This window comes from Microcoleus sp. AS-A8, assembly GCA_039962225.1.
Lineage (GTDB): Bacteria > Cyanobacteriota > Cyanobacteriia > Cyanobacteriales > Coleofasciculaceae > Allocoleopsis.
This window is the reverse complement of the sequence record JAMPKV010000008.1, coordinates 125845-141226: the sequence shown is the minus strand read 5'-3', so window position 1 is coordinate 141226 and position 15382 is coordinate 125845. Positions and strand designations below refer to the sequence as shown.

Genomic DNA, 15382 nt, shown 5'->3' with positions numbered 1-15382 from the left:
AGCGAGGGGATCGAGATTGGACGAGACTTTTCAAACATATTTAAATCGGGTGGCACGGCTGACGCTGCCAGTAACGTATAAGTCCCAGTTGCAACATATTCAGGAGTCACCCAAGTTTAAGCCTCTCCCAGACGGCAGCAGACAGGCGGTACCTTTTCCAGGGTACTCAGTGGTTACTCCTCCCTGGGAGGAAGAGTCGGAGAGTTCTGCATTCTATACTCCCTTACAAGTGCTGCAAAAAAAGCTGTTGCAGGAACTAGACCCGGGTTTAATCGTACTGGTACCTCCTGAGAGCTTTCATTTAACTCTGGCGGATTTAATTTGGGATAGTGCCTTCCGCCATCGGGAGAGTGAAAATCCCAAGTTTGAGGAGCAACTACAGGTTCGCATCGAGGAAAGTTTTCAACAGTATCAGAAGTTACTCAGTAGCGGTACCCCGATTTGTTGGCAGCTTTTAGGAATAATGGTTCGCCCTCGTGCTATCGCCGTATGTTTGGCACCCCAGGACGAAGACTCTTACAAACGAATGTTGGATTTTCGCCGTTCTATCTATCAAAATTCAGGTCTCATTGCCTTAGGCATTGAGCAGCAATATCACTTTACTGCTCACATTACTCTGGGATATTTTGGTGAAATCTCACCAGAATTAGATCGTGATCGCCTGGCTGATAAGCTATCAAAATTAAGTCAGGAAGCGCTTGAAGAGCAATCAGCACCCCTGTGTGCTCGGCGGGTAGAATTGCGGAAATTTGACGATATGGTGCGCTACTATCGTAAACCTGACTGGCCGATTTTAGAGTTCTAAAGTTGCCAGCCGTCAGATATTAGGGATTTATTCACAATCGATGAGATGTATCTTTCAAAGTTGCAATTTTTCAATGACTTATTGTTTCATCCGAGTGTAAAATTCGCCATGCCATAGAGCGTGATGCGCTGATTGGCTACTGTGCTCCCACCACGACGCATATCACTCAAGGATCGGTTTTTCACGAAACCGTAGCTCTTAAGCCGCTCTATTGCCGTTGGGTTGGAGCCAGGAACCAATACAAACAGAGGACTGTTGAACGACAGTTACTACACCTTCGCTAAAAGTTTTTGGGCTGCTTTTGATGTACGGGCAGCCCAAGAACTAAGTCTTTGCAACTCAGCAAAAAGCAACAATTTCGTGACAAAAAAGACGACATATGATTACTCAATGATGGCTATGGCGATTGTTAATGACTATCTGCAACACCCTAAGGATAGTTATTTATGAACTTGCCCATCCATCCGATAATGGAGCAAAGTTTTGCCGTCATTGACCGAGAAATTGGCAAACACAACTTTAACCCTGCTGAGTATGCCATTGTCAGGCGAATTATTCACAGTACGGCTGATTTTGAATTTGCCCAATTGATTCAATTTAGTGAGGGTGCGATCGCATCTGCCATCCAGGCTATCCCACAGCAAACACCGATTATCACCGATGTCGGCATGGTGAAACAGGGCGTCGCCGGAATGATAGCGAAAACCTTTGGCAACCCCCTGATTGCCGCCGTGGAACAGGTATCAGAAGCACTACCGGGAAAGACTCGCACAGAAACCGGATTAATCCAATGCTTTGAGCAATATCCAGGCGCGATTTATGTGATTGGCAATGCCCCTACTGCCCTCCTCGCCTTGTGTGCTCAGCTTCCCAGTTCACCGATTCAACCGGCTTTAGTAATTGGTGTACCCGTTGGCTTCATCTCGGTTATCGAATCCAAGGAAGCTTTAGCACAAACATCAGTGCCTCAGATTCGTGTTGAGGGACGTAAAGGCGGTTCACCCGTTGCGGCTGCCATCCTTAATGCTTTAATGGTTTTGGCTTGGGAACAGAAAGATGAGATGTGATGTGCGACAAATCGCGACTGGATAGGAATCCAAAATCTGAAAGCCAAAATCCAACATGACAGAAGTACACGTTGTTGGTATTGGTTTGGATGGGGCAGCGGGATTGACGGATACCGTGCGGCAGGTTGTGGAACAGGCAACTTTATTAGTGGGGAGCGATCGCCTTTTAAGCTATTTCCCCAGCCACCCCGCTTCACGCCTGGTACTGGGAGATTTTATCCAGACGATTCGAGAGATACGCGCCCAACTAGCGGTAGCTGACACCAACAGTTGTATTGTCATCCTCGCGACGGGAGATCCACTTTTTTTTGGCTTAGGACGACTGTTATTAGAAGAACTGCCACGAGAGCAACTCACGTTTCATCCCCATACCAGTTCAGTTCAACTCGCCTTCAATCGAATTAAAGTGCCTTGGCAGGATGCCCGTGCCATTAGTATTCACGGACGTTCGATGGAGCCGTTGACGGTGGCGCTACAGCAGGGGGTTGACAAAATTGCCATACTGACTGATGGGACAAATACGCCTAATGCGATCGCGCGTTTGTTAGTGGCTTTAGATTTATCCAACCGCTACGAGTTCTGGGTGTGTGAAAACCTGGAAGGTAGTGATGAGCGGGTTCAGTGTCTATCGGTGGATGATTTATCACACAAGACGTTCGCACCGCTCAATGTGGTTGTATTACTGCGTAAGTCAGAGCCAGGGGAACAACTCCTCGATGTAAACTCCCTGCCGGTGATGGGATTACCGGACGAGATATTTCTGAGTTTTAGCGATCGCCCCGGTTTGATCACGAAGCGTGAAGTACGGCTGCTCATTTTGGGAGAAATGGCACTAAAACCAGGGTTAACCATCTGGGATATTGGTGCAGGTACGGGTTCGGTTTCGATTGAGATGGCTCGCTTGTCGGGGACATCTCAGATATATGCGATTGAGAAAACGGCGATCGGAAGTACTTTAATTGAACAGAACTGCCAACGCCTCCAGGTGAAAAATGTTACCTCAATTCACGGCAATGCACCGGGGATTTTTCAGCATCTTCCAGCACCCCAGCGCGTTTTTATTGGCGGTAGTGGCGGCAACTTAACTGCCATTCTCGATACCTGTAACGTCCGGTTGGTTCCCGGCGGCATTGTGGTACTCGCTTTAGCCACCTTGGAACATCTCAACACCGCTCTCGACTGGTTCAACTCTCGTCACTGGCAGTATCGATTATTACAAGTACAGATATCGCGATCAGTACCGGTGGGAGAGTTGACTCGTTTTAATCCGCTTAACCCGGTGACAATTCTGACAGCAACTCGTCCACTTGAAGAGTGATATCATGTCCGGTGATAAAATTTTTGTTGGTTTTTGTTGGTTCGTAGTTGAGCTTTCGCGCTAAAGCGCAGCTATGGATTTTATATTATGCGTTATTAAGCAGAAATGATATCACTGCCAAACTTCGGTCAAATCTAAGACAAATCCCGGTAACACATCTTCCCCTGATAAGGTGGTGGGATTATCTAATATTTCCACATCCAGACCAAGTCTATATATCTCAACTTTCCGATTCTTTCTGTCAATTAACCAGCCTAAACTGGCTCCATTTGCCATGTATTCCCGCATTTTGTCCCGCAAGGGTTCCATGTTGTCAGACTGGGAACGAAGTTCTACAACAAAATCTGGACATAGGGGAGCAAACCCTTCTCGTTCTTTGGGTGTGAGAGCTTGCCATCGTTCTAATTTAACCCAGGAGGCATCCGGAGAGCGGTCAGCACCATTGGGTAGATGAAATCCGGTAGAAGAGTCAAATACTGCCCCTAGCTTAGTTTGGCGGTTCCATAGCCAGAGTTGTCCTGATAAGTCTTGATTATGTTTGCCTGTTTCGCTTCCAGTCGGGGGCATGACGATTAATTCTCCTGTAGCCGTTCTTTCGAGCCTTAAGTCAGGGTTAACGGCGGCAATTTGCTGGAACTGCTCATGAGTTACTTTGAAGGTTTGGGGAATGGCAATGGTGGGGTTGAGCATACTATGCAGCCTCGCACACAAGCGATTACTTTCTTTATGGTGTCATAGGTGGGCAGAGGGGAAAGTGTAGTTGAGTTTTTAGGTAGTTGGCATAGAAGTGCGATCGCTCATTTTTGGGGTTGAGCAATAATACGGGTATTTCGCGATCGCCTATTTTTTGGGTTGAGTCATAATCGAGCTAGAAGTGCGATCGCCAATGAGTGAAACCGTTTACCTGGATAAAGGAATATGAACGAAAACGCTTCCTCCAAGTCACTGTTACTTTGTCTGGATTGTCAGGAACTTTATAAGTAAGTCTTCCCTCAATTTGTGCATCACTCAGATTATGATCTGCTGCCTCAATCCTGCTTGCCAAAATCCTCCCTCTCCTAATGGCACAAAGTTTTGCTCTAACTGCGGAACCCCACTGCTGCTGCTAGGACACTATCGCCCGCTCCGGCGACTGGGGAGCGGGGGATTTAGTACCACCTATCTCGCTGAAGATGTAGATAAGTTTAATGAGCTAGGTGTCATCAAGCAATTTGCACCAAATGTCCAGGGCAGTTGGGTACTCCAGAAGGCAACGGAACTATTTGAGCAAGAGGCAAGGCGACTGCAACAACTGGGGCAACATCCACAGATTCCGACACTGTTGGCTTACTTTGAGCAAGATAATTGCTTGTATCTGGTGCAGGAGTATATCGAGGGGCAAAATTTACGGGATGAATTACAACAGCAGAGAGCATTCAGCGAACAAAAGATTCGGGAATTGTTACTCGATGTGTTGGGCATCCTCAAAGCTGTCCATCAGCAGAATGTGATTCACCGAGATATCAAGCCAGACAATATTATTCGTCGATCCCCCCAACTCCCCTTACAAAGCAGGGCAAATTCCTCTCAATCTTCCCTTTACCAAGGGGGGGCAAGGGGAGGGCAGTGGGTGTTAATTGATTTTGGTGCGTCTAAGCAGTTGAGTGCAACCGTTACGGCTAAACCCGGAACAAAAATCGGCACGTTTGGGTATGCGCCGCCGGAACAGATGGAGGATCGTGAGGCGTATCCGGCGAGTGACTTATACAGTCTGGGTGCAACTTGCTTTCATCTTCTGACTGGCATTGAACCTTGGGAACTTTGGAAGAAACAAGGATACGGCTGGATTAACAACTGGCGGCAGCATTTGGGGCAACCTGTGAGTCAAGAGTTAGGGCGTATTCTGGATAAGCTGCTGCAAGAAGACTACCAGCAGCGTTATCCGTCAGCCGAGGAAGTTTTACAAGACTTGAATCCTCAGCCACCGCTTCCCGTAGCTCCCACAGTGGTTTCACCTCGTCAACCCTCGCCACCACCGCCTGCCGTAGCTCCCACAGTGGTTTCACCTCGTCAACCCTCACCAGCGCCTGTAGCTTCAACGAAACAGCAAGCCAACGTCAAAAAACCATTGCTAGTAGGTGGCGTTATCCTGTTGTTGGGGTTGGGAGGATATGGGTATTGGCAATCTCACCCTCGTAAAATTGGTGTTTCCCCTGACTCCAGTCAGCCGACTACTAACCCAACCAAAGCTCTCGCTTATGAGAACCTGGCGCTAGACAAAACCCTCGCTGGGCATCCCAACTGGGTTGGTTCCCTAGCCATAACGCCGGATGGACAGACTCTGGTGAGTGGGGGTTGGGGCCAGATTATCAACATTTGGAATCTGCAAACGGGTGAGTTGAAAACTACCCTCACCGGGCATTCCAGCGACGTTAATTGCCTAGCCATTAGTCCGGATGGACAAACTCTGGTGAGTGGGAGCCGGGACAAAACTATCAAGATGTGGAATCTGCAAACGGGTGAGTTGAAAACTACCCTCACCGGGCATTCCTATGGGGTTGAATCCCTAGCCATAACGCCGGATGGACAGACTCTGGTGAGTGGGAGTCGTGACAGCACTATCAAGATGTGGAATCTGCAAACGGGTGAGTTGAAAACTACCCTCACCGGGCATTCCAACGGAGTTGAATCCCTAGCCATTAGTCCGGATGGACGGACTCTGGTGAGTGGGAGTGGTGACAACACTATCAAGATTTGGAATCTGCAAACGGGTGAGTTGAAAACTACCCTCACCGGGCATTCCAACGGAGTTGAATCCCTAGCCATAACGCCAGATGGACAAACTCTGGTAAGTGGGAGTGGTGACACAACTATCAAGATTTGGAATCTGCAAACGGGTGAGTTGAAAACTACCCTCACCGGGTATTCCTACGTGGTTAGTTCCCTAGCCATAACGCCGGATGGACGAACTCTGGTGAGTGGGAGTCGTGACAACACTATCAAGATTTGGAATCTGCAAACGGGTGAGTTGAAAACTACCCTCACGGGGCATTTTGACTGGGTTTTCTCCCTCGCCATAACGCCGGATGGACAAACTCTGGTGAGTGGGAGTGGTGACAACACTATCAAGATTTGGCGGATGTATCGACCTAATTTGAATAAAGGCAGGAGTGTTAACTAGTTGAGGCAATAACTTTTTACGACTGGGCAGCTTACACCGTTATATAAATCCCCCTCGCACTCCTCAATGACATCAAACGCAGATAAAGCGTCGGGAGAATCTCTCAACTGTTCGCGAAATTTCTCAATTGTGACATGAGTACTAAAATACAATCCTGATGTATTAGAGAGGGCGCTGGCTATTGCACAGACTACCAAGGAAATGCGATCGCCTACTCAGTTTCCAGCTTACTTCTCTACTCCTTATCACCCACCTGTACATCCCAACGCAAAAGCCGAGGTAACTGTGACAGGTGTACGCCGTAGTTGAAAATCCAAAGCCCAATCTCTAACCGCAACAAATATCGTACCCACATCAATTCGCTCTCACTACTTAAAAGTGTGAGTCCACTGTGTAACTGCCAGATTCGGTAAGGCAGGTATAAACAAGGAATCATCACCCACACGCAAGATTGAAAGCGATTAATCGTTACAGTTTCGGATAAAATCTGAAATCCTAGCATGAGAAAGTAGGGTGCGAACACAACCATTACCCCTGTTTTCCCCAACCCAAAGCCCCACCAAGCCAAAGCAATCAGGGGAAGCAACACCCCTACCGTCAATACAATTAACAACCAAGCCTTAAACCAACTTGGAAGGGGTTGAGGAAGACTGAAAGGCTTTGATTCCCGCCACACCCAACCCACCCATAAGAGAAAAGATGTGACAAGTACCAAGAATATGAGATTTTCCCATAAGAGGTTCAGCTCAGTCGGGGAGACAGTCATGGGTCGTCATGACGCTAAAAAGCGAAGAATAATAGGCGAAATAGTTGTATCATGAAAAACCGTCACATTAGGCTTAACAAGCTGAGATTTCTCATCCAAAATCTAAAATTCCATGAGGCGTCAGGCAAGAGAAATAATAGTAAGGTACCTACTCCCAGTAAACAAAGAAAACCAGCGACCCCAGCTAAGGGGTTTTCCCCCAAACCGGTCATCCAGATTGGGCCTTTACCTGTGTAAGAAATTAATTCAGCAGAATCCAGGCATGTTAAGCCCCAAATCCACCCAGCATGAAGCCCCCATGCTAAGCCTAAACTACCGCCATCTACCGAACGAGCTAGTACTAATACCATTCCCATAAACCACAGTCCCGGTAGTTGAGGCAATGTATTTTGCTGTTCCCAAATTAGGTGTAATAAGGCAAAAATTACGCTAGAAATTGCAGCGGCTACCCAGATGGAGTAATCCTGTTGTAGTTCATTGAGTAACAAGCCACGAAAGACTAACTCTTCTGTAACCCCAATCCACAATCCCAAAAACAGTATTGGTAGTAAAACCTTTCCTAAGCGCTGCCAATTTTGGTGATGCCACTCGATCCAACCGAGTAACCACTGCCCCATAAAAACAATGATTAAGCTTAGAATCGCTAAGCCTAATCCTTTCCCTAGTGAACTTAAAACAGCTAATTTCCAGTCCAAGCCATAATTAGAAAAAGACACCCCCTCTACCCAACAGGCCCCCCATAAAAGAGGGGGGGCAATTAGGTAAAGTGCAGCGAGTAATGGCAGCTTTTGCTCTGCTGCCAAAGGCTTAAGAGGATGCCATTTTAGGAGTGTAGCGATAGGAATTGCCAAAGGCAGCCACAAAGCGACCCAAGCGATGAAAAAAGCCGCTACTTTTACCAGAGCTGATGATGTTACCAGAGACATCAACCCGTGATTAGCTGCCTGCTCAAATATAGCCATTGGCGAGATCGGCAAATTGTGAGGAGCTACAGATCGAAAGCGTACACAAGGATGGATAAATCCACAACCCATCCTTAAGGGTTACCCATTACACATCGGCGGTTGCCAGTTCTTGATCATCAACCCGGCTTGTATCACCATCCACCTGTTTTAGATGGATATGCTTGTAGCCCAGTTTAATTTCAAACTCATCACCCGGCTTTAATCCCATTGCCTGAGTATAGGTGGCACCAATCACAATTTGACCGTTTTTATGGACGCTCACCCGATAGGTCGGCTCCCGACCACGACCATCTTTTGTTCCCTCTGGATCAAGAGGAACACCCTTAGCCGCAAGCACCGCATCATAAAAATCTGTTAAATTGACGCGGGTTTGGTCGTTTTTAGTTACGGTGTAATAGCCACAGCGTTTTGCTGTTTCTCGCCGGGGCAAGTGAGAAAGCTCTTTTACTTTTTGAAGCAAGGCTTTCCCTGTAAGTGGAGCAGTTTGGGTTTCTGTCATACTTTTGCAAGATATCCTTCAAATTTCAGGATGGTATTGGTCATTTCCCAGTCAAGCTATGAAAGCTCTATAAAAAATATATCGTTAAATCTCTCTCCATTGACAAGTGTTTTTCGATCATTTCTTCTAATCTTCATGCATTTTAGCAATTGCAGATTTTTCTACAACTCATTAACGCTTCTATGAGTAAAATTCTCTCTAGGGCAATTTTTAGGGTCGTTCGATCAAAATAGAAGCATTTTAGTATGAGAGGTTGCCACTTATGCCATAAACTGTAGACAGCGCTCGAAAAATCTCCAGCTATTATAAGGATGGACAGATCGGATAATTGCGAGTCGTGTTGTCATGGCTCGTGAACAGCCGAGTTGTTCTGTAGCTTTTTCGAGCATCTAGAGCTTGTCAATATGCAAGTTTGTTTTAAAATACTTCGACAGACCCAAAACTCCTCCCCAGAATTCCAGACTTATACCTTGGATGTGGAGGAAGGAAATACGATTCTCGATTGTCTGAATCGTATCAAGTGGGAACAAGATGGAAGCCTTGCTTTTCGCAAGAATTGTCGCAATACAATTTGTGGCAGTTGCAGTATGCGAATCAATGGTCGCTCGGCTTTGGCTTGTAAAGAAAATGTAGGCGCTGAACTAAAGAGGTTACCAACAAACGGCTCATCTGAGATACCGGAAATTACGATTGCTCCCATGGGTAATATGCCGGTGGTTAAGGATTTAGTCGTAGATATGCGTAGCTTCTGGGATAACTTGGAAGCCGTTGATCCCTACGTCAGCACGGGAGCTAGGGCAATTCCTGAACGAGAGTTTTTGCAGACCCCTGAAGAGCGATCGCGCTTAGATCAGATGGGCAACTGTATCCTATGTGGTGCCTGTTATTCGGAATGCAATGCCCGCGAAGTTAACTCAGATTTTGTTGGGCCTCATGCCTTAGCTAAAGCACAGCGAATGGTGGCAGATTCTCGCGACGCCCAAAAAGAAAGTCGCCTGGAAAAATACAACGAAGGAACTAAAGGGGTGTGGGGTTGCACCCGCTGTTTAATGTGTAATGCGGTTTGCCCGATGGAGGTGGCTCCGATGGATCAAATCGGTAAAATTAAACAGGAAATCCTAGAACGTAAAGACGACCAAGCTAGCCGCCAGATCCGTCACCGTAAGACACTAATAGATTTAGTGAAACGAGGAGGTTGGGTCGATGAGCGGATGTTTGGCATTCAAGTCGTTGGCAATTCGTTCCGAGATATTCAGGGTTTACTGAGTTTAGGACCCTTGGGAGTACGGATGATCGCACGCAGGAAATTCCCCTTAGGGTTCGATCGCTCCGAGGGAACAGAACAAGTGCGATCCCTGATTGAATCGGTACAGAATTTTGAGGCAGAAACATCTAAGGAGGAAGCGGCATCCAAATCATGACTTCTGAAATAACCCCTACTCCCGAATCTTCAAAAGAATCTTTGAACCAACCTGAACCCGCTTTTGGTTGGACACCCTACGCTGAGCAAATCAATGGTCGGTTTGCCATGATTGCCTTTGTCGGTTTATTGATACTGGAATTGCTCACAGGTCAAGGTCTACTGACTTGGTTAGGTCTGCTTGATTGAGGGTTGAATATTACTCGCTTAACACGTTAAAAGTTATTGGGAGGGTTGAAGGTGACGCTCAAGAGCTTCGAAGAGAGCTTCGAAGAGAGCACGTTAACAGGTTGAAGGTTAGAAGACTCGGAGAGAACCTTCAACGTTCAACCTTCAACCTCCAGCCTTCCCACCTACCTGATTGTCAAAAGGTAGCGACCGCTCCCCCTCTTGTCATAAGCATTAACAATCACCCGATAAATGCCAGTCTGGGGCAAGGTAACTGTCAGCCTGGAATTATTATCGTTCTGGTTGACCTGATCATTTTCGCCAATGGACTCACCCCTGGGATCAAGCAGTGCCAAATACGTTTTAAAATCTGGACTCGCTAAGTTAATTGTCACTGACTGACCCGCACGGCCTTCAAAGGTGTGGACTTTGAACAAACTGCCATCTGAAGGCAACACAAACGAACCAGGGCCAAGAATACCTTGTTGCCGTAAGACGAAACGTTCCTGACTAGCGGCATTGGGACTCCAGACAGTCGCCCCCTGAGCGCGTAATTGATAAGCCCCCGCTTGTCCTGCCTCAAAAGAGTTTGCCATCAAGAGGTAGGTACCATCAACGGGTAAGGTGGCGACGATGCGAGCATTCGACCCACCCCCACTATCATCGTCTTGAGCCACCTCATTCCCATTGGGATCAATCAAAATTAAATAAGAGTCGATTTCTTCGCTGGCCATGTCAAGTTGGATACGCTGACCAGCATTCCCTTCAAAGGTATAGAGGTCAAAGAAGCTATTATCCACGGGCAACACACTGCTGCCCCGCCCCAGAGAGCCTGTAGTCACAGAGCCATTAAGAGCTAGGGGTTGAGGAGCATTCCTACCAGGGTCTGGCCCTTGGCGTTGAGTTGTCCGGGGAGCACTTCCGGAGCGCACCGCCGCTAGGAAAGGTTGTACTCTCTCAAGAGCGATCGCAAAACCAATCCCAATATTGCCACCCCTACGACTATCAGTAAAAATTGCCGTATTCACACCTATCAATTCACCCTGGCTATTCAGAAGGGGTCCTCCAGAATTACCGGGATTAATGGCGGCATCGGTTTGAATCAAGCCACGTTCTTGATCGATACGACTAACAATCCCCGTCGTGAAGGTTCCCTGAAATCGACCAAAGGGATTACCAATCGCAAATGCCCTCTGACCCACTTGTACGGCGCTACCAGCCAAGGTAATCGTTGGTAAATTGTTCGCTCCTCGAATTTTCACAACAGCCAGGTCAAGACCATTCGCGCCAAAACCAACAACATCAGCTAAAAACTTTCGACCGTCGGTTAACGTCACCTCGACAGTAGGTGCATTGTCCACAACGTGGGCATTGGTTAAAACTAACCCATCTGGGCTAATAATACTGCCACTTCCTGCACCGTCATCGGTATCGATGGAAACGACGGCTGGGCTTGCCCTTTGATACACTCGAATATTGATTTGCTCGTCAACATCTTGAGCAAAGGCACGGTTTGACTGTAAGGATAGACTGAGGAAGTCAACAGGAGCGATTACAGTTAGGGTCGTAGCACCGATAGCCGCTGCGGCAGCAATCATTCCTGGTGTGGCGATACGCAGGCGTCGGGTACTCATGGGTGGATGTGGGTGAACCTTGTGGAACTTTTGTAGCATATTGAGCCGGGAAGAGATGAGCGAATCGTGAGTTAATTCGTTGATCTCTCCCAGCTTCTTGTGAGAAGAAGACACTAGGAGTCCAAGGTTAGTTTCTCAAACCCTAATTGGTAATCGCTAGAATTCACCCCAAAGCCCGATCTATAACCCCTGTGCTCTTTTAATTTTTCTGGTTTTTTTGTGTACGATCTCTATGTCTGGAGTGGTTTGTTCCAAAAAAGAGGTAGCCAACTTGATTGAGTATTAGAACTCTTCGTTCAGTGAGCAATGAACCTTTAGCACAAACCCGTGGGATGATCAATCAACCTATAGAGTGGGTGTTGGCAAATTCAGGGGTTTCCCAGAACGGTCATACACCATAATTTCCCAGCGACCATTCTGGCTCGATTCAAAAGCAATGGTACTGCCGTCAGCACTGATCGTTGGATTACGCACTTCGGCTCGAAGATTTTCTGTAAGATTCCGTAACTGAAGTGTAGCTCGGTTATAAATGTAGATTCCGGAACGTCCCTGACGAATGGCAGCAAACACAATGGTATTGCCGTCTTCAGTCACACTAGGGTGAGAGGCGATCGCATCCAGGGCATTGAGTCCGGGTAGTTCGATTAAACTTTGGGTATTCGCATCGTAGAGATAAACATCCGGACTGCCGCGTCGATCCGAGACACAAACGATGTATCGCCCTGACACTTGGGGATTTAATTCTGAGGCCAAACTATTTAAACTACGCCCTCCGGGATCGAACGGAAAATCTAACAGACGCGAGGCACTTGTGCAACTGGTTAACAAGCTCGTCAGGGCGGTTACGGATAGCCAAAAATAACGATTCACCAAAAACGTATGAAGTGTGAAGTATGAAAAGACTGAACGCCTTCTGGGTGGTATGAAGGGTGCATCTGAAACTCCGGCTTGGATCACAAATCATACATCCTTCAGGTTTTAACCTTTATCGTCGGGATGAGCGGCTGCCCTCGGCGATATCTAATTCAATATTTGGCCCCCGATCCAAGACTTCAACATCCCACTGACCCCGACGACTGGTTTCAAATACGACATAGCGACCATCAGGGCTAATACTCGGATTTCGCACCCAGCCACGATAGCCAATTGTGAGGGTTTCTATGCGTTTGGTTGCTCGGTCATACAGTTCAATTTCTGGGCGGCCTTGGTCGCTAGCAATGTAGGCCATATAGCGACCAGTACGGCTCAGACTGGGATTTTCTGCGATCGCATCCGGTCGATTCAGGCGCGGCAAATCCACGAACAAACGTTTTTGCAAGTCGTACATTACAATTTTGCGATCGCCATCCCGGTTAGAAACAAACGCCACAAATTGACCATTCCCGCTCAACGCGGGTTGCTCATTTGTATAACGGCTGTTGAGAACAGCAGGTTCCTGGTAGCTGTTGGTTGGGCTACAGGCTGCCACTATACCCGCAACGCTGAACCCCATACCCCAACTCAGCCACTGGCGGAGGGTGAGTCCAGTCGCTAAGCTTCTCATCTGCTTAATAGTCGAAACGCCCTGAACCCGAATTATCGCTTTCTTCTGAGGAAGAATCTATGGGTTGATAATCGACATATTCGCCTTTGGCTGAGGATTCTACCTCTCTAGAGGGTGAACCCGATCCCCGGTCTTGGGGAGGACGACGCCTCCTCGGTTTAGCACCCGTCTCCGAGTCCCGGTTTTCCGGGCGGTTCGTGGAACGAGGACGACGTGAGCGAGACGACGAGTCTTCCCAGTCACTACTTTCTCTCGAATCTAATTGGGCATCCCATCTCTCTACAGGGGGTTCTGAAGGACGGTCACTAGGACGAGGACGACGTGAGCGCGAACGATCTGTAGGCCCCATTTTTTCCGAGTCCGTCCGAGTTTTTACACGACGGGCTTCTTCGGTTCGACCCCCATAAGAATCTTCCGTTTCCGTTCCTCTCAGACGACGCTTCACATATCGCTCTTCCTCCGGTTCGAGTTGATCGTAGTAGTCCGTCTCCGGCTCATATCGATAGGCTTTACTCACGGGTCGATCATCATCCACAATGGGCGTTCTCTCCTTCACCACTTTTGTCGCAACGCCCCGTAAACGAATCGCTTCATAGGCGAAAAAGATGGTTGTACCGGTCAAGAGAAACTGACCAAATTGCAGAATTGGATCGAGTCGCCATCCCTGGAATAAGAGAATAAAGCCGCACAAGAGTCCCACTGCCGCAAAAAATATATCCTGGTCTCGTGATAGCTCTGGACGTACCGAACGCATGAAGTAGAGCGCTGCTCCTGCAACGGCCAGAAAAATCCCCAAAATGCTGGCTGAATTCAGCCCAAAATTTACCATTGCTGCTCTCCTAAGTCAGTCCTATGGTAGCGAGTTATCCTTACACCAAGCTAGCAATCTATCCCATGTACTTCCACACAGGGGATGAATCGTAGGGTTAACGCATTTTATGATTAGAAGTCTTGTTCTTTTCAATAAGACCTAAATAAAACCTAAGCTCCTAGTTTAGCTAGACTTTTGAGTTTAGCTTGCTCTGTTGTGGGCGAATGTGATATTTGCTCAAGCTTCCCTCACTTTTTGCCACAGTGGGCGCTAAATCCTTAGGCCGCAGACAAGAATTGAGTAGAGCAAAATAGGGCAGCGAAGTCTTTTGCTGCCCTGCCCTTCAGTCAAATTTTTTAGAACGGACGGCTCCTGCTTAGGAACGCTGGATTTTATCCCTCTGGCTGATAAAGACTAGGCCAATTGTTATAGGAATCACAACAATCACAGCACCCAAAACGAGACTCCACAAAAAGTTTGCTAACGAAGGCGTCATAGAATTTCAACCCTTTTTGATATTCTTCATATTAATTCTAATAGTCTGTTTGCCGCTTGAGAAGTCAAATGCGGCACGAGTATGACAAGGATGTTGGCCTGTATCTAGGAAGTAATTGTGCCTGGGTAGCTGAAAAAGGCTTATATAAGACCTGTGTTTAGGTGACTCAATCCTGCCCAAACCCGCTCGGCTGAACTCGCCCTATCAATCTCTAGATCGCTTAAAACCTCGTTAACATTCATGTAGTTATACCGAGTAAAATTAAAATAAATGGCTTCAAAACGTTTGTAAGCCTGCGTTTGGGTGAAGACTTGACCTTGGGATTGAACAACTCATGACTGTTTCTACGCTGGCTCCTTGGATACTGGGTCTCTTACTGGGACTGATGATCTTTTTGTTTATCTTTCGGATTATTCTCACCTGGTATCCTCAGCTCGACCTGAATCGCTTTCCGTTTAATTTAGTCGCTTGGCCCACGGAGCCTTTCTTGGTACCCATGCGTAAAATGGTACCTCCCATTGGGGGGGTTGACATTACGCCCATTATATGGGTAGGAATTTTAAGTTTACTTAGGGAAATTCTGCTGGGTCAGCAAGGACTACTGATGATGCATTAAAAAGTTTGAAGTATAGAAGTATAAAGGATGTTAGCGTGAGCGCACCATGCCCATTCCCCGCACAGCAAGGCGTCGCCCCAGATGCAGTGGCAATACTTTATACTTCGTCCTTCA

16 protein-coding genes are annotated in these 15382 nt (G+C 47.4%); 7 read left to right on the top strand and 9 right to left on the bottom strand.

Annotation, left to right across the window (positions count from 1 at the left end):
* Positions 1-16: 16 nt before the first annotated feature.
* From NDI48_14690 to cbiE, 3 genes are all read left to right on the top strand, one after another.
* Complete coding sequence (locus NDI48_14690) at positions 17-805, top strand: DUF1868 domain-containing protein (protein MEP0832418.1); 789 nt, start codon at positions 17-19, stop codon at positions 803-805.
* A 446-nt stretch (positions 806-1251) separates the two neighbouring features.
* Positions 1252-1872, top strand: coding sequence for a cobalt-precorrin-8X methylmutase (locus NDI48_14685; protein ID MEP0832417.1), 621 nt, complete (start codon positions 1252-1254; stop codon positions 1870-1872).
* 55 nt (positions 1873-1927) lie between these two features.
* On the top strand, positions 1928-3190 hold the full coding sequence (gene cbiE / locus NDI48_14680; GenBank protein ID MEP0832416.1) for a precorrin-6y C5,15-methyltransferase (decarboxylating) subunit CbiE: 1263 nt from the start codon (positions 1928-1930) through the stop codon (positions 3188-3190).
* 111 nt (positions 3191-3301) lie between these two features.
* Here cbiE and NDI48_14675 read toward each other — a convergent pair whose 3' ends face one another.
* On the bottom strand, positions 3302-3880 hold the full coding sequence (locus NDI48_14675; protein ID MEP0832415.1) for a Uma2 family endonuclease: 579 nt from the start codon (positions 3878-3880) through the stop codon (positions 3302-3304).
* 325 nt (positions 3881-4205) lie between these two features.
* On the opposite strand from NDI48_14675, the gene NDI48_14670 reads away from it, so the two are divergent.
* Positions 4206-6350: a serine/threonine protein kinase gene (locus NDI48_14670; protein MEP0832414.1), complete on the top strand. Its 2145-nt coding sequence runs from the start codon at positions 4206-4208 to the stop codon at positions 6348-6350.
* A gap of 235 nt (positions 6351-6585) precedes the next feature.
* Here the strand turns inward: NDI48_14670 and NDI48_14665 are convergent, their stop codons facing one another.
* From NDI48_14665 to NDI48_14655, 3 genes are all read right to left on the bottom strand, one after another.
* Positions 6586-7116 (bottom strand): hypothetical protein, encoded by a 531-nt coding sequence (locus tag NDI48_14665; GenBank protein MEP0832413.1) that lies wholly within the window; start codon positions 7114-7116, stop codon positions 6586-6588.
* Positions 7117-7178: 62 nt separating this feature from the next.
* Positions 7179-8078 carry a CPBP family intramembrane metalloprotease gene (locus tag NDI48_14660; protein ID MEP0832412.1) on the bottom strand — a complete coding sequence of 300 codons (900 nt, stop codon included), beginning with the start codon at positions 8076-8078 and terminating at the stop codon, positions 7179-7181.
* Positions 8079-8166: 88 nt separating this feature from the next.
* Entirely contained in the window at positions 8167-8580 is a 414-nt protein-coding gene (locus NDI48_14655; GenBank protein ID MEP0832411.1) for an AbrB family transcriptional regulator, read from the bottom strand.
* A 404-nt stretch (positions 8581-8984) separates the two neighbouring features.
* Between NDI48_14655 and NDI48_14650 the strand changes: the two genes are divergently transcribed.
* Positions 8985-10001 carry a succinate dehydrogenase/fumarate reductase iron-sulfur subunit gene (locus tag NDI48_14650; protein MEP0832410.1) on the top strand — a complete coding sequence of 339 codons (1017 nt, stop codon included), beginning with the start codon at positions 8985-8987 and terminating at the stop codon, positions 9999-10001.
* Entirely contained in the window at positions 9998-10189 is a 192-nt protein-coding gene (locus tag NDI48_14645) for a chlorophyll a/b-binding protein (GenBank protein ID MEP0832409.1), read from the top strand. Before NDI48_14650 ends, NDI48_14645 begins: the two co-directional genes overlap by 4 nt.
* Positions 10190-10353: 164 nt before the next feature.
* Here the strand turns inward: NDI48_14645 and NDI48_14640 are convergent, their stop codons facing one another.
* The 5 genes from NDI48_14640 to NDI48_14620 form a co-directional block, all read right to left on the bottom strand.
* A complete protein-coding gene (locus tag NDI48_14640; GenBank protein MEP0832408.1) occupies positions 10354-11802 on the bottom strand; it encodes a trypsin-like peptidase domain-containing protein in 1449 nt (482 codons plus the stop codon).
* 345 nt (positions 11803-12147) lie between these two features.
* A complete protein-coding gene (locus NDI48_14635; protein ID MEP0832407.1) occupies positions 12148-12672 on the bottom strand; it encodes a PD40 domain-containing protein in 525 nt (174 codons plus the stop codon).
* Between the two features lie 115 nt (positions 12673-12787).
* Positions 12788-13345 (bottom strand): PD40 domain-containing protein, encoded by a 558-nt coding sequence (locus tag NDI48_14630; protein MEP0832406.1) that lies wholly within the window; start codon positions 13343-13345, stop codon positions 12788-12790.
* A 4-nt stretch (positions 13346-13349) separates the two neighbouring features.
* Positions 13350-14174, bottom strand: a complete 825-nt coding sequence (locus NDI48_14625) for a Ycf66 family protein (protein MEP0832405.1) — start codon at positions 14172-14174, stop codon at positions 13350-13352.
* Between the two features lie 358 nt (positions 14175-14532).
* Positions 14533-14652 carry a photosystem II reaction center X protein gene (locus tag NDI48_14620; GenBank protein MEP0832404.1) on the bottom strand — a complete coding sequence of 40 codons (120 nt, stop codon included), beginning with the start codon at positions 14650-14652 and terminating at the stop codon, positions 14533-14535.
* 334 nt (positions 14653-14986) lie between these two features.
* Between NDI48_14620 and NDI48_14615 the strand changes: the two genes are divergently transcribed.
* On the top strand, positions 14987-15268 hold the full coding sequence (locus tag NDI48_14615) for a YggT family protein (protein ID MEP0832403.1): 282 nt from the start codon (positions 14987-14989) through the stop codon (positions 15266-15268).
* Positions 15269-15382: the final 114 nt, after the last annotated feature.